The sequence below is a fragment of the Pectobacterium aroidearum genome, from assembly GCF_041228105.1.
Classification (GTDB): Bacteria; Pseudomonadota; Gammaproteobacteria; order Enterobacterales; family Enterobacteriaceae; genus Pectobacterium; species Pectobacterium aroidearum.
This window is the reverse complement of sequence record NZ_CP166097.1, coordinates 3,191,795-3,208,792: the sequence shown is the minus strand read 5'-3', so window position 1 is coordinate 3,208,792 and position 16,998 is coordinate 3,191,795. Positions and strand designations below refer to the sequence as shown.

At 42.4% G+C, this 16,998-nt stretch carries 18 protein-coding genes; 12 read left to right on the top strand and 6 right to left on the bottom strand.

What is annotated here, in order from left to right; all coding sequences use genetic code 11:
* Positions 1-298: 298 nt before the first annotated feature.
* The 3 genes from AB8809_RS14635 to AB8809_RS14625 all read left to right on the top strand — a co-directional run bounded on the left by AB8809_RS14635 (position 299) and on the right by AB8809_RS14625 (position 1,930).
* Positions 299-835 carry a rhodanese family protein gene (locus tag AB8809_RS14635; RefSeq protein WP_349856418.1) on the top strand — a complete coding sequence of 179 codons (537 nt, stop codon included), beginning with the start codon at positions 299-301 and terminating at the stop codon, positions 833-835.
* Positions 836-900: 65 nt separating this feature from the next.
* A complete protein-coding gene (locus tag AB8809_RS14630) occupies positions 901-1,230 on the top strand; it encodes a DHCW motif cupin fold protein (protein WP_181847683.1) in 330 nt (109 codons plus the stop codon).
* 235 nt (positions 1,231-1,465) lie between these two features.
* Positions 1,466-1,930 (top strand): GyrI-like domain-containing protein, encoded by a 465-nt coding sequence (locus tag AB8809_RS14625; protein WP_349856417.1) that lies wholly within the window; start codon positions 1,466-1,468, stop codon positions 1,928-1,930.
* 160 nt (positions 1,931-2,090) lie between these two features.
* Here the strand turns inward: AB8809_RS14625 and AB8809_RS14620 are convergent, their stop codons facing one another.
* Positions 2,091-2,969, bottom strand: coding sequence for a cell envelope biogenesis protein OmpA (locus AB8809_RS14620; protein WP_349856416.1), 879 nt, complete (start codon positions 2,967-2,969; stop codon positions 2,091-2,093).
* Positions 2,970-4,105: 1,136 nt separating this feature from the next.
* Here AB8809_RS14620 and AB8809_RS14615 point away from each other — a divergent pair.
* From AB8809_RS14615 to AB8809_RS14575, 9 genes are all read left to right on the top strand, one after another.
* A complete protein-coding gene (locus AB8809_RS14615) occupies positions 4,106-4,957 on the top strand; it encodes a DUF6387 family protein (RefSeq protein ID WP_039493522.1) in 852 nt (283 codons plus the stop codon).
* Between the two features lie 84 nt (positions 4,958-5,041).
* Positions 5,042-5,239, top strand: coding sequence for an AlpA family transcriptional regulator (locus AB8809_RS14610; RefSeq protein ID WP_038911511.1), 198 nt, complete (start codon positions 5,042-5,044; stop codon positions 5,237-5,239).
* 300 nt (positions 5,240-5,539) lie between these two features.
* A complete protein-coding gene (locus AB8809_RS14605) occupies positions 5,540-6,730 on the top strand; it encodes a site-specific integrase (RefSeq protein ID WP_044203637.1) in 1,191 nt (396 codons plus the stop codon).
* Positions 6,727-8,031: a site-specific integrase gene (locus AB8809_RS14600; RefSeq protein WP_129704269.1), complete on the top strand. Its 1,305-nt coding sequence runs from the start codon at positions 6,727-6,729 to the stop codon at positions 8,029-8,031. Before AB8809_RS14605 ends, AB8809_RS14600 begins: the two co-directional genes overlap by 4 nt.
* On the top strand, positions 8,024-9,724 hold the full coding sequence (locus AB8809_RS14595; protein ID WP_129704271.1) for a DNA-binding protein: 1,701 nt from the start codon (positions 8,024-8,026) through the stop codon (positions 9,722-9,724). Before AB8809_RS14600 ends, AB8809_RS14595 begins: the two co-directional genes overlap by 8 nt.
* Before the next feature lie 15 nt (positions 9,725-9,739).
* Positions 9,740-10,129, top strand: a complete 390-nt coding sequence (locus tag AB8809_RS14590) for a hypothetical protein (protein ID WP_129704273.1) — start codon at positions 9,740-9,742, stop codon at positions 10,127-10,129.
* Between the two features lie 124 nt (positions 10,130-10,253).
* Positions 10,254-10,664, top strand: a complete 411-nt coding sequence (locus AB8809_RS14585; RefSeq protein ID WP_103163061.1) for a hypothetical protein — start codon at positions 10,254-10,256, stop codon at positions 10,662-10,664.
* 219 nt (positions 10,665-10,883) lie between these two features.
* Entirely contained in the window at positions 10,884-11,153 is a 270-nt protein-coding gene (locus AB8809_RS14580) for a hypothetical protein (RefSeq protein ID WP_129704275.1), read from the top strand.
* A gap of 544 nt (positions 11,154-11,697) precedes the next feature.
* Positions 11,698-12,921 carry a hypothetical protein gene (locus AB8809_RS14575; RefSeq protein ID WP_129704277.1) on the top strand — a complete coding sequence of 408 codons (1,224 nt, stop codon included), beginning with the start codon at positions 11,698-11,700 and terminating at the stop codon, positions 12,919-12,921.
* Positions 12,922-13,185: 264 nt separating this feature from the next.
* On the opposite strand, the gene AB8809_RS14570 is transcribed toward AB8809_RS14575, so the two are convergent.
* The 5 genes from AB8809_RS14570 to AB8809_RS14550 all read right to left on the bottom strand — a co-directional run bounded on the left by AB8809_RS14570 (position 13,186) and on the right by AB8809_RS14550 (position 16,813).
* The gene (locus tag AB8809_RS14570) at positions 13,186-13,509 is read right to left on the bottom strand and encodes a hypothetical protein (RefSeq protein WP_129704279.1); all 324 of its coding nucleotides are present in this window, start codon (positions 13,507-13,509) and stop codon (positions 13,186-13,188) included.
* 39 nt (positions 13,510-13,548) lie between these two features.
* On the bottom strand, positions 13,549-13,923 hold the full coding sequence (locus AB8809_RS14565) for a hypothetical protein (RefSeq protein WP_129704281.1): 375 nt from the start codon (positions 13,921-13,923) through the stop codon (positions 13,549-13,551).
* 36 nt (positions 13,924-13,959) lie between these two features.
* The gene (locus AB8809_RS14560; RefSeq protein WP_129704283.1) at positions 13,960-14,763 is read right to left on the bottom strand and encodes a hypothetical protein; all 804 of its coding nucleotides are present in this window, start codon (positions 14,761-14,763) and stop codon (positions 13,960-13,962) included.
* A gap of 318 nt (positions 14,764-15,081) precedes the next feature.
* Positions 15,082-16,467, bottom strand: a complete 1,386-nt coding sequence (locus AB8809_RS14555) for a relaxase/mobilization nuclease domain-containing protein (protein WP_129704285.1) — start codon at positions 16,465-16,467, stop codon at positions 15,082-15,084.
* On the bottom strand, positions 16,436-16,813 hold the full coding sequence (locus AB8809_RS14550; RefSeq protein WP_129704287.1) for a hypothetical protein: 378 nt from the start codon (positions 16,811-16,813) through the stop codon (positions 16,436-16,438). Before AB8809_RS14550 ends, AB8809_RS14555 begins: the two co-directional genes overlap by 32 nt.
* Between the last annotated feature and the right edge of the window lie 185 nt (positions 16,814-16,998).

The following is a 16,998-nucleotide window of genomic DNA, read 5'->3' as shown; positions in this document are numbered from 1 at the left end:
CTTATCCATACCGTGTCTGAACCATTTTGTACGCTCGCGGCAGTATGGCTGTTTTTTAAAATAGCGTTCCTGTTTACAGAGTATCAGTCGCCAAATCGATGTCCAGCCTGGATTGCTTTCCTCGCATGGAAAGTTGTTGCACGCGCCTATTATTTAATTTAGATTTTACTTAATTAGATTTATCTAAATTAACGGTGGCACGCTTACCATCAGCGATATCACCTTCCTTACCGACTTAGCGCTACGCTGAGCAGTTGCATTATGACGGGTTTCCGCGGCTCAAAAGAGGATCACGATCATGCCAACACCACTTGCTATCTCACCTGCTCAGGCCCGCAAATTGTTAGATGAAGGGGCGATACTGATTGATATTCGCCAGCCGGAAGAGTACGCCCGCGAGCACATCGCACAAGCGAGGTTGCAGCCGCTGAATTCCTCTGCCGGATATGTTCTCCCCGATGATGGCAGGGAAGGCCAAACGGTGATTTTCCACTGCTTATCCGGCATGCGTTCGGAACAGAATGCTGGCTTGCTGGCACAGGCGGCGTCACCCGCAACGGTTTTTCTTCTGGAAGGGGGAATGGCCGCATGGAAAAAGGCGGGGTTTCCGACAGAGGTGAATCTTAAGCAGCCGATTGAACTCATGCGGCAGGTTCAAATCGCCGCTGGTGCACTTATTCTGAGTGGTGTATTACTGGGTTACAGCGTAAGCAGCGCTTTCTTCCTGCTCTCTGGTTTTGTAGGGGTTGGGTTGCTGTTTGCTGGGGTAACCGGTTTTTGCGGTATGGCAAGGCTGTTAATGAAAATGCCGTGGAACCGTGACGCCAAACGCTGATTGGCCGGGATGACCTGCCGGGATAGTAAGCGGAGTGTTAACCATCAAAAAATAGGGGCAGCAATATGGACATGAAGAACATTCCGTTTGGTACGACCGACTGGTCGCAAATAGAACCCACCGAGCATCACGGGGAGACAGGAATCGCCTACTGGCGAACACAGCGTTTTGATAATATTCGGGTGCGTATTGTTGAGTACACGCCTGGTTACCTGGCCGATCACTGGTGCTCAAAGGGACATATTCTGCTGTGTCTTGAGGGCGAACTTCATACGGAACTGGATGATGGGCGTGTTTTTGTTCTTAAACCCGGAATGAGTTATCAGGTTGCGGATAACGCAGAAGCTCATCGCTCCTACACCGAGACGGGCGCTAAGCTGTTTGTTGTGGATTGATGGTGAGGGGCTAATCCGGAGTAGGGAGATTAGCCCTCGACCATAATTAACTCATCCTATCTGGATTCGCGTTCGTCGAAGCCAAAACCGTTTGTACAGAAACGCTCAAGTCGTTGCTTGATACGGAAGTGACTCGCTTCTAAACCTGTTGTCGTTGTTGATATATAGCACTACACTCAATGTGGTTAATGGGGTGTGTTGGGTTATTGTCTATACGAATCAGGAGTGTACGAACGTGTCTATCAGAATTGAACTTGCAGAATCGATGGAAGTGCTGAGTCTTCGGGTCGTGGGTCCCTATTACGAAAAAATACCGCAGGGGTTTGATGAAATATTATCGTGGGCAAGGGAGCACCATCTCCCCATCGATAAATCTTTGGCGTTCTACTGGGATGATCCCAGCAAAGTAGAACCGGATGAATTACGGGCCGATGTAGCTATTACGTGCAAAGAGATGCCGTCAACGTTGCCAGAAGATGTGGGAATACGTAGGGAAGTCATTCCCGGTGGACTTTATGCTGTGACGCACACTATTGTGGAGAATGGTGATTTTGCGAAAGCCTGGGATGACTTTTATAAGGCCATTAATGCGCAGGGATACCGCCCGGCAGGTGATATCTGTTATGAAAGCTATTTGTGCGACGGAAGCAATGGCAACTGGGAAATTGAAATATGGCAGTCTGTTGAAGCAGCGAATTAAGTCTGTTTATCAGGGTTAGCTTAAAAATAAAAAAATATCGGAGCAGCCTGCATCGTTACTGTGAATACGCTGTGAGAATATTACACTATGGTATATCGCTGGTATGGTTGAAGTTATTTAGCATTATCACAGGCACTCGATGAATGCCTGTTGTAATGCATCATTTAATCACTGAGTTATCGATAGTCTTAATGGCTGTACCATTCTGCTGCTTGATGATGTTTAACTGGATTCCGTCAGATTTACGTGTTGCTAAAACATTAATATCCTTTTCATCATCGCAATTGAAATCACCTTGCAACGATAGCGCGATGGCTTTTAGCGAATCATCGGTAGAGAAAGGAATAGACAAGACGGTATTGTCTTTGCTGATGATTTTTACACCGACAGCGCCAGTGATGTCGTTCTGATACAGGTTATAGACTTTTCCGTTACGAGAGTCGGTATCAATAAATACTTCTGTTCCCAACGCTTTTGCACTTGTCAAAACAATCGCGTCGATGTCGGCACCCGGTGAATCGGCATATTTTGACAGGCTGGTGTCGACGATTTTTAGATAGGTAAATGAATCAGACTCGGAATCAATCACGTCAACGTCATACCCGATGACAGAACCACGATTGGTTGTCGTCTGGGCGGATGCCGGGTTAATTGCCTGAAACACCGGTGTAGCTTTAATCCATTCACTGCCGTCATTGGATACGTAGGCATCCCATGACTCATAGGTTCCTGCTTCATAGATATAGACATCCGCCTCCGCAGTACCGCTCTTTTTAATCGCGTACGGGGTAAAACGAACTACAACACTACCTGCTGCACCGAGGGAAAGTATATTTTCATTCGCGCTATAGCGGTTAGGCTCCCCCAGTATTCTTTCAGGCACTTTATAACTTGAAGATACATTAGGGCCAGGCGTATAGCTCACGATCTCTGTGGCAAACCCCACCGCGGTACCCGGAATATCGGGATAGCCTTTATAGGTTTCAGCAAAGGCTGAAGCTGAGAATAGGCACATTAATGCAATTGCATATCTTTTCATTTCACTTCCTCTTAATATAAAAACTACGATTATGGGGAATGAGTCCATTCCATTTTACGTATGCCAGCACGTTGATAATTAGCCCGTCGCAGCATCGACAGATATTATGCTAGCATGTAAACGGCACGTGTAATTGAACTGCCAATTAGCAGAACTTAATAACACTGACGGCCGATTCACGTTGGATAATGATCTCGCAAATTCTCGGAGCTTCATTTAAATTCGTTTTAGTATTTAGGCGAGGTGGATTTTCCTGATAGGTGAATCTGTTACAGCGATGAAGGGCCAGCACAAACCTTGCAATTGCACTGATATTTTCAATTTGTTTTGGGGGACAGTGTTATTGAGTTGTCTGGCTGGGATGTTTATTGTGGGAAGGAAATATATATTCTTGATGACTTCGTGTAGGTTTTATCATTCACTATCTGGCGGTAAAACGCCTGTTTATGAGGAGGTGTGGAATCTGGAGTGTTATTTTAATGCAATAGAAGATGATGCAGGAAGAGTGGTTTAACACAAGCTTATGTGAGTGGTAGCTGATAAATCTTTAATCTTTACACATGGTTTATTTTAAATGCTTCATTTGTAATTATGTAAAAAATTTCTTCCACATCATTACAAAATCTCATCATCATTCACGTCATCGACAACCTGAGCGGCAATATCCAAGTGCGTGGGTAGGGCAGTCAGTCAGCATATCGTCGAGTACGCAGATCGTCGTTCCGTGATATGTGATCGTTTCCATTTCTCATCCTTGATTTTATGACAGGTTATTCCCCCGTAATTCCACCATAATTCCCCCTGTAAAATCCAGACGAAAAAAAACCAACCGTAAGAGGTTGGTTTTTCTGGGATTATCACGAGAGCATTAAAGTAATGAATTTAACTTTATGAAATATATAATTTATTTTTCATGTTGATATTTAGCGTATGCCTATAGCTATGCCTAAAAGTCAAAGTCATCCCATCAACAGAAAATATTGCCTCAAACTTCGAACCTTCAGACGATAAAGTATTACATCGGATCTACGCTGTTCAAGTGACAGAAAAACTGAAAAGAGTGGTGAATAGTTAGTCATTCGGCCTGGTTCAACTATCCTTTTTTAAGGAAAGGACAATTGATAGCGGATGATCATATGAAAAACTTGTCGGACAAAGACATTAAAGAAATCAAAAAATGGCTAAATATTGATACCTATCGGCAGTTTGAAAACATATCTCTTGAGCGGCTTTATCTTGAGCTGGTGATGAGGTCGCTGTTTTTTAGTTCTGACCATAGTGATTATGATCGCTGGGTGGTTAAAACTTATGCCAACAGTCTCTTCAGTGGGGATCCCTTCCTCATTACAGATAGTCATATGAATCAGCTTAAAACAAAAGCCAGACTTTTGGTATCCCCATACTTTTCTGTAACAACGACCGGAAGGGTGGCACATCTTTGTTTTGAAGGGATGAAGAAGTCGTTATTTGGCTGGAACAATGTTGATGATTATTGGATAGATGAAAAAGTCGACGAGCTCCCTGTTGCAGAGGCTATGCCGATATTATGTGAACACCGGGTTATGATAGAGATAAATCTCACCAGTGGCTCTGACGAAGAAATCGCTGAATCACTGAAAGCCATGCTTCCTAAGTGGCGTAAAATCCGGAAGATTGAGCCGGAGTCATTAGACACCATTCGCTTTGGTCACAGCACAATCAAGAAAATTATCGATTACAGACTGATCCCATTACTCGACATACTGACATGGGCAAAGCACCATGATATTCGGGTGTCAGATAATCACCTTTCCTCTCTGCTTCACTGCGATTCTGATGAGGAAAATAAAACAAGAATGGGGAGTCATATAAAAAATACTGACAAACCCCTTGCGCTTAAAACCGCCAGCAAGTCATTCATCCTTCAGTTTCATCATTTTCTTAACAAGAACAACCATTTGAAAGAAATGCGGGTTTCTGATGTTATAACGCTCGCAGACAAGGACTAAAAACACGCTAATTCTGGATGTGCTGAAATTCGCTTGTTTCCCTGAATTTTTCATATAGTCTCTTCTAAAAAGCGAGGAGAGACTATGAATACCCAGAATCGCCTTATTCGTTTCCCCGAAGTAATGAGAAAAACCGGATTTGGAAAAGCCTGGATCTATCGCCTTATTAGTGAAGAACGTTTCCCCCGACCTGTGAAAATTGGTATCCGTGCTGTCGCATTTGTTGAAAATGAAATTGATGAATGGATATTGACCGCGATTGAAAAAAGAAATGTATTTTAAAAGTGTAAAGAATTTCAATCAATAAAGGCTATATATTTTACAGAATATTTGACAGTTTTTAATGAGGGCTTTTGTTTAAAGGTTTCGCGGGGCGTTATTAAGTCTCAGGTGTACTTAAGGTTAATTAAGTACACCATAGATATTAAATGTAAAAAATATCGTTATTATCTGATTGATTAAAAATAAATTTAATTATTATTTTCTTGTCATTTTCTTAAGATTTTTTTGTAAATTTATTATTTGTAATTTAATAATATATTGCACCTAGAGTGCTTTTGTAAAATATTTTAAGGAGAGAATATGGATCATATTAGAACGAATGCATTTATGTTTGATAATGGTGAGCGATATTGCCATGTTATTAACAGTCTGACAGGAGAGCCGCTTTTTGATCCTAATCTTTATATAACGACAAACGTCAGGAGCAAATCGGTGTCGATTAATACAATGGAGGTGGTTGCCGGAAGTCTGGTATTACTTTATCGATTTTTTCATATGAGAAAAATAGACATCGTGGATCGGATCACCCGCATGGAATTTTTAAGTTCTTATGAAATTGATGCGCTGGCTGATTTCGCTTCGGAAAACTTCAAAAATAGGAAAAAAACGTCCGGTAGCAGAAGTGTGAAAGCGCCGACAAAGTATTTCAGACTGACGTTTATTTGCCATTACCTTGACTGGCTATACCATCATCACTTACCGCATTCGGTAGACGTAAATCTTGACGCCAGGATCACAAGGATGGTGGCTGAACTGAAAAATAAAAGACCTGATTCTGACGGATACCGTGACTATATCCCTGAAAAGTCCTTAACGAAGGCGCAGCAAGATATTCTGTTTAGCGTAGTCAGCGTCGGGTCTGCATTAAATCCGTTTTCTCCTGAGGTTCAGACACGGAACAGGCTCATCATTTTATTACTGTTCAGTTACGGGGTCAGAGCCGGTGAGCTTTTAAATCTCCGGATCAGTGATATTGATTTTGCCTGTTCCTCTATTACTATCCAGCGCCGCGCCAATGACAAATCAGATCCAAGGGTTAAGCAGCCGCTTGTCAAAACGCGGGGAAGGGTGCTCCTCTCTGAGGAAGCGGTCATGTCTGAATTATATAATTACATCCAGCAAGACAGGCTAAAAATAAGAAATGCAAAGAAAAATGATTTTCTTTTTATTACCTATAAGAAAGGGGATACAGAGGGAAATCCCCTGTCGATGTCGGCTTACCGGAAAATTATCCATACGATTAGCCAGTGCTCACCGGAGTTGTGTGGGGTAACCGGGCATCAACTGAGACACACATGGAATGATCACTTTTCTTCCATGTCAGACGCCCATGGTCTTTCTGAGGTGAGAGAAGGGCAATGCAGAGTGTATTGTATGGGCTGGGTGCCGGGCTCTGAGATGGCGATGATCTACAACAAAAGACATCTTACTAAAAAGGCAAATGAAACCTCACTGGCTGTTCAGCAAGAAATCATCAGGGAGATGTTATGAATAAAGTGAAAGAAAACAAACCCTGTTTAATGGCAACACGTTCAGGTTATTCATTTTCTCTCTCCGATACACGGTGGCATCTGGATAAGGATAATACGGTCAATATTTATTCTGTATTGCAAACATTAACCCCGTCATTGCATGAGGGGTATCTCAATACACTGGCTTTTTTTGCCTGTAAACGGAGTGCGGGTTATGTGGTGATGATCAATAACAGCATGAGGCGGTTTATCCGTGAGATGTCCCCTGATTATATTGATGAGTCAGCGATCCTGAATTACAGAGCTTCACCTGCAACACCGCTGGCAAGTCTGATGGTGCTGAGATGTTTTCTGATTAAGTGGCATTCCCTGGGTTATGCGGGTATCGATGACAATGCCATTACGCTGTTGAAAGCCATGAGAATAAAGGTTAAAGCGCCCGGAGACGTTGTAAAACAGGAAAGCCCTGAAAAGGGCCCCTTAACGGATACGGAGCATAAGGGATTAAATAGGGCGATCCACCATGCCGGGAAAAACGGCAGGATCACGCTGTCTGAGTCTGCAATGGCATTGCTGGTCAGCCTGACCGGAAGACGACCCTTGCAAATCACCTCATTAAAATATCAGGACATAAAAGAAGAGAATAATAGTGATTCTGGCTATTTCATCAACTTCCCCAGGATCAAACAGGGGGGCGGATTCAGGAGGACCTTCAGGCTCCTGAACGTTGATAAATATCTGTTTGATATTGTCAGGCAACAGGCAGAGGCGTCGGTAAGCCGGATTGAGAAGGCTATCGGCAGGGCGCTTCAACCGGCAGAAAAAGAGGATGTGCCTGTTTTTCTGTGTGAGTCGCAATGTCGTCTGAGCGAAGGTCAGAATATGACGGCGTTACTGGCGTCGGACAGACTTCATGCTTCCCGAAACGGGGTTAATGATGCACTGATCAACGTGGTTAATACCGAGCAGGTCATCTCTGAAAGAACCGGTGAAATCATGAAAATAAGTCCCCGACGACTCCGTTATACCCTTGGCACCAGGATGGCGCGTGACGGGTATGATGTGCAATACATTGCAGAGTTGTTAGATCACTCTTCCACGGCCTGTGCCGGGATTTATGTTGAAAATTTACCGGATAGTGTCGTCAGGATTAACCAGGCTGTTTCTGACAAATTATCCTTTATTGCCGATGTTTTTCTTGGGAAAGAAAAGCCGAAAGTAAAAAGCTGTTCATCCTGTGCGACAGCCATTCCGTGCTATCAGTGCCTTTATTTCAGACCTTTCACTCACCAGAATAATGACGAGGTGGCGCATGGGTAACGTGACCGTATTCAAATCTCAGGCCGGGTTGAGTGTGGAAAAGAATACCGGTGATTTTATTGTTTTTTGCCGGGATAAGCTGACCGTATTTGGTGCGGATTTAAACTGGCATTCACCTGTCTGGAAAGGCATTGCAACGTTTTGCAAGCTGGGGACGGGGAGAGGCGCAGTCAGCAATGAATGTGCCATGGACAGCGATTTCATTTCTTTTGCCAAAAGCTATATCCGTTACCAGCAGGCGTTACGCCCGGTCAAACGTCACGGTGCGGCACTCATGGCACTGAGGTGTCTGGAAAAAGCGCTGTTGCAGGTTTGCCGGAATGCCCATATCTATAACACGTCGGTTCTGGTGCTGGATGAAGCGATGCAGACCGCCAGACAGTATTATAAAGATAATGTGTTATACCAGTGTGGCACACAGCTTGAAAAACTGGCGCAGTTTCTTACGACCCACCGCTTCGTTAGCTGTGGTTTTTTTCGCTGGTGCAATCCGGCTAAACCCGATTTCAAAAATCATTACCTGCCTGAGAAAGAAGATCCGGACAGAAAGCATAAATTACCGGACGAACGGGCTTTACTCGCTATCGCTGAAATTTTTTCACGACCGGATGATGAACTCAGTGAGCGGGATTTGTTTACCACCTCGGTCTTTGCCCTGCTGATGTGCTCACCAAACCGTATTTCAGAAATTCTGGCATTACCGGCAGACTGTGAGATCACCCGGAAAGATAAAAATGGCGTGGAGCGTTACGGGCTTCGCTTTCATGCCGTCAAGGGCTATGGGGCCACTATCAAGTGGGTGCCTGATGTTATGGTGCCGGTTGCCAGAAAAGCGGTCAGCCGGTTACGCCTTCTGTCGGAAAACGCCCGTTCAATAGCGAAACGGGCAGAAAATCAAACATGTTCAGAAAAACGTAAGACTGCTGCACACTCTGTAAACGAGAAGGTGATGCCGTGTCTGCCTGCGGATTTTCCCTGGTTTGATAAAGAAAAGTCTGTGCGATATAGCAATGCGCTGTGTCTGCTGAACAAATATCAGGGCTGTGGGAAAAGGAAGACGCAGGACGTTCAGATTTGCAGGCCAGCGTATCATTTCTTTGCCTCTGATATCGCAAAGATGAGACCTTCCGGCACGGTGAAGAATATCTTTGCACGTCATGGTTATACCGATGATGAGGGGAACCCCTTATTTCTGCGCTCCCATCAGCCGAGGCACCTTCTCAACACGCTGGCGCATCAGGGGGAACTTTCAGAAATGGAGATCGCCAAATGGTCAGGCAGAGTCAGTGTCATGCAGAACCGTGCCTATAATCATGTCTCTCAGGAAGAGATGCACGAGAAAATCAAAGAGCTGAAGCTGGGTGCTCATGGCTACGCTCTGCCTGTCAGTATTCCGGTTATCACAGAAGAGCCGGATCACGGTGCGGTTCACGTCACGCCCTACGGTTATTGTGTTCATGACTACCTGATGCTCCCCTGCAAGAAATTAGCCAGCACGTTGTATTACGGCTGGGCAGGGGGAATGAACGGGCATGAGCCTGTCAAAAAAATCCGTCAGCACCTTCGGATGGCGAAAAAGGCAGTGAAAGACGCGTATTTTGGTGCGGATAAATGGGTGGCGCACCACGAAGCCGTATTATCTGTTTTAGAGAAAATGCAGAGCAAAAAAATGAAAATATCTTATAAAAATTAATCATCAGGAGGCCGTATGGCAAAACATTTAACATCATCAGATATCACAGTCATTAAAAAAACGCTTCAGGGCTGGCAAGGAAAATTAACATGGGAAGCGCTTTGTATCGAAGTTGAAAAATTTATCGGAAAGAAACCCAGTCGTCAGTCATTGAATATGCATAAAGATATCGTGACTGCCTATTTAATGAAAAAGAAAATGATACAGACAAGCCGCGTTGAACCAAAGAAACCCGCCAGCCTGAAAATTGCGGCACAGAGAATACGACATATTGAAAACGAGATGGCAATGCTTGAGCAGCAAAACAACCGTTATAAAGAGCAGTTTTCCCTGTGGCAGTATAACGCCAATAAATATGGGTTGAAATCGCACCAACTTAATGAACCGTTACCTGAAAAAAAGTGACTATAAACGAAAGCAGGTAGCGTAAATATATTTTTACGAATTGCTTGATTTTTAATTTAATGGTGATATTGATACGTTGTCAGGATGACAATTAATAATAATTTAAATGCAAGGATGCATAGTTATGAAAAAAGTAAATATGAGTTTGATGGAAAGGTATCTGCTGTTGCTGGACAGGTTCGTTGATAAGCTCGATGAATCGGGCTTTTCAGAAGCAGAAATCACCGAGCAGTCTTATCTTTTTTGTGCCGGATTTTATATTAAATATCAGCAGGACATAGAAAATCTGACGTTTTCAAACCGAGAAGTGGTGCTAAGTTTTCTGCTTCTCTCTTACTATTGCCATATCGAGAAAATCAGTGATGACTTGATCGACAAAGCCCGTCTGAATAAAGTCTTTCTTTCCATCATCAGCTTCATCATCAACAACGGTGGAAGAACAGAAAGAATCTACGTGCATGAGAAAAAGAAGTATGACGCCAACAAGCTGATAAGAGCCTCAACGAGCGTCAGGAAGAGTGGTTGCCGATTGTGATGAAATGTATTAGCTAAGACCCGACTGGCACAGTTGCTGCGCAGAGCTAAGCGTAATCTTACAAGCGGCTCTGTGCCATGTGCAGACATTCTGCTGTTTATTTTCACATTAAACCCCGTGCCATTTGGACAGACAAGTGATTCCGTCCAGTTCTACTGGCGCGTGTGATCTGGCCTGTTATTCTCAGACTTATTCTTCTTTTTCAGTGAAGGTGTTCATATGACTGATTATCCCTTTTATATGCCTGTTACGTTCACTACCAATCCTGTTGAGGCTGCTCTTGCACTGTATAAAATTGCGTTATTAAAAGCTTCCTACCGGAATTTCTGCCATCGGTTGTCCTGCAAAATGGGCAATAGCGTGGCGCTGGAACATGAGCAACGCTTAGTTGCCCAAGATCTACAGTGCCGAAAAGTGGTTAATCAGTCTGGGAAACATCAGGAAATGCTTGAAAATTTGATTAGTCGGCAGTCAGAAGATAGCCGATAACGTGATCAATTCATTCGTTTACTGAATCCTTCATAATCCATAATCAGGCCGCGTCAACGGCCTTTATACTGCCTCTCATTTAATTCCCCGTGCCGTTGGACATAACAGTTATTCTGTCCGGTTCTGCTGGCTGAGCGAAATATAGCCTATGAAAGCATCGGCAACTATCGGCTCCCGAGCTTGATGTCATTATCAATGATGATGACCCTTTCTGCGCTTGATGTAAGGCATCTCCGCATGTGGTAGATAGTTCTTACAACATAACGTTAACTTCAATATTGTTGTTGGATAGGATATTCATAGCGGGTATTTCTACGTTGCTCATGTGAGTAAACGCAATCAAAACGATCATAAACAGTGATTTTTTAACCATTTTTCATACTCCTTTTCAAGGTGGTATGTAGCATTGACCAGTTTGGCGTTAAATTCACGCTCAAAAATTCCTGAAAAAAATGACCTAGACGTAGGCACTAAAGTCAATCACAATCATCATCGTTAAACATAGAAACATATCACTGAGAAATAAATAAAAATGGAAACCGTAATGAAAACTTCTGATTATGACGATAATGAGTTATCTGAAATAATTAACTTAATAGCTCAAGAAATATATGTTTTAGCCGTTAAGCATTCACATTCATCAGAATACGAACTAATTAATCAATTGGCAGTTGATATAAGAAAAATCTTGCACGCAATTAAAGATGAGTTACAAGCTGAATCAGCACATGAAGAAATCACTGAAATAATGGTAAAAAATATAGCCACAGGTGAGGTAGATGAAAATCTACATGAGGAAATAAATAACTATATAGACGACTTGTATCCTCTCGATGAGTATAATCATCATGATAATGATTACATTAAATTCAGAGAGGGCTTGAGGAGGAAAGTTATTTCATGCGCAGTTGAGATGCGCAATAAATACAGTGGCGTAAGGTTTAATCTAAAATATCATTACTCTCCCTATGTGTTTTGCCTAGATAATAACTATCTGCATGCGCTCATATACTTTTACAATAAAGAATACCTTCCAAAGAAGAAAGAATCTAAATATGGGGCGGAAACAACAATCACGAATTCCCCATATGAAATAAGAAGGCCATACGGTTATTCTAAATATAGAATCAGATATATAAAGAATGATGTTGAAGTACCCCAAGAGACATTAAAAAAAGCAATAAAAAACAGAGACTTTAAACTCGAATTGACTGACGAAAAAGATCCTCTAATGCAGGAATTTTATTCATTATATGCACTTAGAGACGTTAAAAAGGTTAGCTATACAAATGAACTACGGATAAGCATTGACACATCATCCCCGCTAGATGATTTTGAAGTTGATAAAATCCTAGCGATGCTCAGGTGCGAGATTTCCAATCTGCAACGTGATAATAAATATTCCGAATATCACATGGCTAAAGACATAAATGAATTTAAACGAGCATTTGAAATACCTAACATTAAGACTGAAAACTATCTTCAGATAAAAAAATTGCACACTCCACAGATAAAAAACCTAAAGACAGATTTTAATGCGAAGAACTATCTCTGTGGAATGATTATTCTTAGTCGTTATTTATTTGATAATGAAAATCCTAAAAAATCATTAGATAAATTATGTGCAGACCTTTCAAGTGAATTGATTGATGTATTAAAGATAGATGAATCAAAATTTTCACCAGACACTATTCTGAGGGGGTATAAGCAAGTAAATAAAGCGGTTCAGAACCAAATTGAAAATATTAATCGGTTCGACAGTCAATGATATGAAAAACCATAATATATAGATAATGGATTGATACATAATAGTTTTTACCCTATTCCGGTTAAGGACCTTATTATATAGCCACGGACACAGGTCTGTTCCGAACTGGCCCAGCAAGAGCGGCGGCACGTCCGTTGGTAACCGAACCCACGCCCTGGAGCGTAAGTAGCCCTCAGAAAAAGGCCGCTCAATGCAGATGAGAAAAGCCCGTAGCGGTGAAACTACGGGCTGATGTTTTCCCTGATGCTGTTTATGTCATATCAATTATTTTGAGGGTGAAACCTTCCATTTTCCTTCAAATTTAAAGAACTTAAGCTCCATGGTTGATGTTCTTTCACCCAGAAACGGGATTTTGGCATTGTATTCGAGTGTGCATTTGTAACCGCCGTCACTGTCTTTGTCTTTACAGGCGATTTTCTTGGCTGAATTGAAAACGACTCTTGCTGATTCGGACGGTGCGCCTTTGTTCATCTCTTCAGTAAAAGACTGCATTGCCTTAGATACGTCAGCATCTGATGGTTCGCTGTCACAGCCGGTGAGGAAAAAGGACAGCACCAGTAATAAACCTAAGGATAATTTTTTATTCATTATGGCTCTCGTTTTGAGGATTGCTGAATTTAAAAGGATTTAAAAGGCACCGCGTTTCATTTCACTGGCACCGGCAGTGAATTCATAAGAACTTACTTTTTCACCTTTAAACGTGATGAGAATTGATTTTTCTTCAATATCCGTTCCGCCAGTCAGTATTCCGACAATCGGAATATATGATGTTGGTTTACTGCGGTAGTTATGCATTGAATAAGACCATTTCTCCTCATCATCTGTGGTGATACGTTTATCCGGCTCACCAAAGGCGGTTAATACTTCTGCCTTGGTGGTTTTTCCTTTTACAATTTTAGCTTTTACGTCTTCCTGCGTTACATTTTTCAGTGTCTGATTACCGAAGGAATAACATCCAGAGAGAGTGAGTGATACCAATGTTACGATGATAAATTTTTTCATTAATTTAAACCTTTAAGGATTTACTATTATTAGGTCTTAACGTGTAAATGAACTAACCAGATTTCTGAATTCGACATTAAACTTGCTAGCCCTGATGTTTAACCATCTGATGAGGACATGACAGACCAGTGTTGATAACAAATAGATATCCCATAGATCATCATTTTTAAAATCAAAAAGGAAAATAATAAATGAAACGGCAGAGATAATATTAGTTACGATAAAGGTAACAGGGAAAAAGCTTGGGACGGGCATAGCAGAACTATAGACACTAGCAGTAAATTTTACTATAGGTCGAATAAACAAAAGCAGAGTCAATGTTGTTAATCCGAAGACAATAAAACATTTTTCCGGCATGTTTACATGTCGTTCTTTGGTGGTTTCATTAACGATCAGTGCATCATGAAATGATGCATAGGAATGATGGTCATGATAGCCATTGAATTCGTATTTTTTAATACGATGCGATTCACGGAACGGTATGCCATGCGCGGAAATTTGTGTCTCATCCCCAGCATCTGTTTTTACCCAGATAGTGTCATTGTTCGGGTTGTAGCTGATGACAGTGCCTGAGAGCGTTTCCTGAAACGTATATGCGCGACCGCAAAATTCAAATTTTTCAGTAGTGATTTGCTCTTCCCACTGTTGGCGGATCCAGATTCTGGAATCTGCGTCTTCTTTCCTATTTTTGTTGTAGGCAAAAAAAGCCCAGATGAGCAGGGGAGCACTGATAGGTAACCAGAGCCACCAAAGCTGAATTGCACCTGCCATAAAAAGCCAGTCGATAAACACAGGAAGCAATACGCCGATCCAGAAACGTCTCATGAATAAAAGGCTCATACAAATTCCTTAATAGCTGAGTGAAAGTCATATTCGATGTATGAAGAGGTCAGGAACTATGTATGAGACGAAATTTGTCATTGCTGAACCTATATCGTTAGTTGAATAAGTAAATAGACCAGTTAAATCAGTCTATTATGGGAAAAGGAACAGCTACATTTTGAACAGTTGTGATCAAACAAAGCAAATCGCTTATAACGATCGATGGTTTACTTGTGATAGATTAAAGCTATCATAAATTAAATATAGATCGGTATTAACGATCGTTAATCTTGTGTTTTTTGTATGAAGAAAGGCTTGCTGGACGGCTTCTCAGCCCTACATTTGGAATGATGATGGGTGTGATTTTTGCGGAGTTTTGATGGTGGTTTTTGGTGTTGCCGTAATTTCTATCATCTTCATGCCCGTAATGCTGTTGTGTTTGTCTGGGCGTTTGAGTGTCGGGATTTTGAGTTTTTTCAACATGCCAATGATGATGTTGAGGTAGGGAATGGTTTCTAACCATCTGAAGCCGGTCTGAATCATAGAGAAGGGTTTTCTGTGATGAGCTTCTTTTACCGCTTCGATTACATGTGCTTCTTTACCATCTGCACCAGCTTCTTTTACTGCTTCGGTTGCATACGCTTCTTTGTTACTTGCAACAGCTTCATTGTGTAGCGTTGTAGGATAATTGATAGCGTGTTCGTCCTGACCGCCGTCTTTATTGAGGGTAAGCGTTTCGATGGGGCTGGTAACGTCTTCTGTTGTGATTTCAGGGGTATCTTTAGCTATGGTCATATCAAGAGCTTCGCTAACCGATGCCTTACTGACTGATGGCATTTTCAATGCAAACAGGAAAGCATTGTCGCGTTCCGGCTGGTAATCGAGTTTGTCTTGTAGGGTAGACCAGGAATAACACTTACCTAACTGCGAAGCTTTGAAGGCAATCCCCTGATATTCGAATGAAAATCCATTCATCTTTCCGGTAGAAGCGATATTCGGGACTACCGTTATGTTTTGTGCCACAAGCTGTGTCACAAATTCAGTGGTGGATGGTTTACCGACAAGTAATGCTTCCAGTGCTTTCTGAATGACCGATTTGGGCGATGGCTCTCCTTTATACTTCTCCATCATCGCTTCGTTACGCGACAGCTTTTTAGGCTTTGGTGTTGCGCCCCTCGGTTTCTGTGTCGGGGGTTTTCTGGATAGCGAAGGAGGGAAGGGCGAAGCTGGGGATGGTGATGCTACCAATTCTGGCCCTTTGGTTCTGGTCAGTGAATAGTCGCGTTCAAGCTGCTGTATGATACGGGTGCTGATCAGGTTTTCATTTTTGCCCAAGTAAAGGCTTCCATTAGTGAGATCGATACGACTGGCAATAATGTGGATGTGCTGGCCTGCTGTGTCGTCATGCAACACATAGCATCTCAGATGCGTTTCAGAGAAGCCCATTCGGGACATGTAATCATCAGCTATCTCTGACCACTGAGCATCTTTCAGCGCTTCGCTTTTCGGTAATCGAAGTGAATTGTGCCAGACGGGTTTAGCAATATCTGGGCGAAGGGTTTTGGTGGTATTGAATTCAGCGATCAGATCTCCGGCTTTATTCCCCAGCATGTTCCCACCAATGATGTAAGGTGTGCATTGATGATGAGAGCCTGGCTTTAATGCGTAGAGAACAACACCGGCGAAACCCTTACCCCTGCGGATTTTTTGCATTCCCTTCATGGGAAGCACTCCACATGTTATCGGTGATCAGATTTGTGCGAAGCTCGGAGATCTGCCGTTTCACGGCAAAGAGTTCAGTTTGTGAAAGAGAACTATCATTGCTCTTGCTATCCAGATGAGCGACCAGTCTGTTCAGCTTCTGCGAAATCTCACCAAGGGTTTTCCATGCTTCGAGATTAATAGAAGGAATAATGGAGGGAAGGTTATGCAGAAATGCCATACGCAGCCATTCACCTTTGCGATGACTACCACGCCTTTCATTCAGAAGCGACAACTCTTCATTATTTAACCTGACACTGACGCAATGGCTGCGAAGGATATTATTAAAAGTATCATTTTCGATCATATGAACTCCTTTTCATATAATTAAATCAAAGCATATTCCTTATGCTTAATACTTATTTATATGGCAGAAGCTAACAATGTCAATGCATGGTGTTGATTTTGCTTTTAATTTTTTTCAACCAGAGGGCGAAAAAAACAAGGGAGAACTCGGAGAAGCCAGCGTAGCGCTTCGGAGAGTTAGCCCTT

Excerpts from the sequence above, each read along its gene's own strand:
- AB8809_RS14635 (WP_349856418.1), top strand. The coding sequence starts at position 299 with ATGCCAACACCACTTGCTATCTCACCTGCTCAGGCCCGCAAATTGTTA.
- AB8809_RS14630 (WP_181847683.1), top strand. The coding sequence starts at position 901 with ATGGACATGAAGAACATTCCGTTTGGTACGACCGACTGGTCGCAAATA.
- AB8809_RS14620 (WP_349856416.1), bottom strand. The coding sequence starts at position 2,969 with ATGAAAAGATATGCAATTGCATTAATGTGCCTATTCTCAGCTTCAGCC.
- AB8809_RS14615 (WP_039493522.1), top strand. The coding sequence starts at position 4,106 with ATGAAAAACTTGTCGGACAAAGACATTAAAGAAATCAAAAAATGGCTA.
- AB8809_RS14610 (WP_038911511.1), top strand. The coding sequence starts at position 5,042 with ATGAATACCCAGAATCGCCTTATTCGTTTCCCCGAAGTAATGAGAAAA.
- AB8809_RS14605 (WP_044203637.1), top strand. The coding sequence starts at position 5,540 with ATGGATCATATTAGAACGAATGCATTTATGTTTGATAATGGTGAGCGA.
- AB8809_RS14600 (WP_129704269.1), top strand. The coding sequence starts at position 6,727 with ATGAATAAAGTGAAAGAAAACAAACCCTGTTTAATGGCAACACGTTCA.
- AB8809_RS14595 (WP_129704271.1), top strand. The coding sequence starts at position 8,024 with ATGGGTAACGTGACCGTATTCAAATCTCAGGCCGGGTTGAGTGTGGAA.
- AB8809_RS14590 (WP_129704273.1), top strand. The coding sequence starts at position 9,740 with ATGGCAAAACATTTAACATCATCAGATATCACAGTCATTAAAAAAACG.
- AB8809_RS14585 (WP_103163061.1), top strand. The coding sequence starts at position 10,254 with ATGAAAAAAGTAAATATGAGTTTGATGGAAAGGTATCTGCTGTTGCTG.
- AB8809_RS14580 (WP_129704275.1), top strand. The coding sequence starts at position 10,884 with ATGACTGATTATCCCTTTTATATGCCTGTTACGTTCACTACCAATCCT.
- AB8809_RS14575 (WP_129704277.1), top strand. The coding sequence starts at position 11,698 with ATGAAAACTTCTGATTATGACGATAATGAGTTATCTGAAATAATTAAC.
- AB8809_RS14570 (WP_129704279.1), bottom strand. The coding sequence starts at position 13,509 with ATGAATAAAAAATTATCCTTAGGTTTATTACTGGTGCTGTCCTTTTTC.
- AB8809_RS14565 (WP_129704281.1), bottom strand. The coding sequence starts at position 13,923 with ATGAAAAAATTTATCATCGTAACATTGGTATCACTCACTCTCTCTGGA.
- AB8809_RS14560 (WP_129704283.1), bottom strand. The coding sequence starts at position 14,763 with ATGAGCCTTTTATTCATGAGACGTTTCTGGATCGGCGTATTGCTTCCT.
- AB8809_RS14555 (WP_129704285.1), bottom strand. The coding sequence starts at position 16,467 with ATGAAGGGAATGCAAAAAATCCGCAGGGGTAAGGGTTTCGCCGGTGTT.
- AB8809_RS14550 (WP_129704287.1), bottom strand. The coding sequence starts at position 16,813 with ATGATCGAAAATGATACTTTTAATAATATCCTTCGCAGCCATTGCGTC.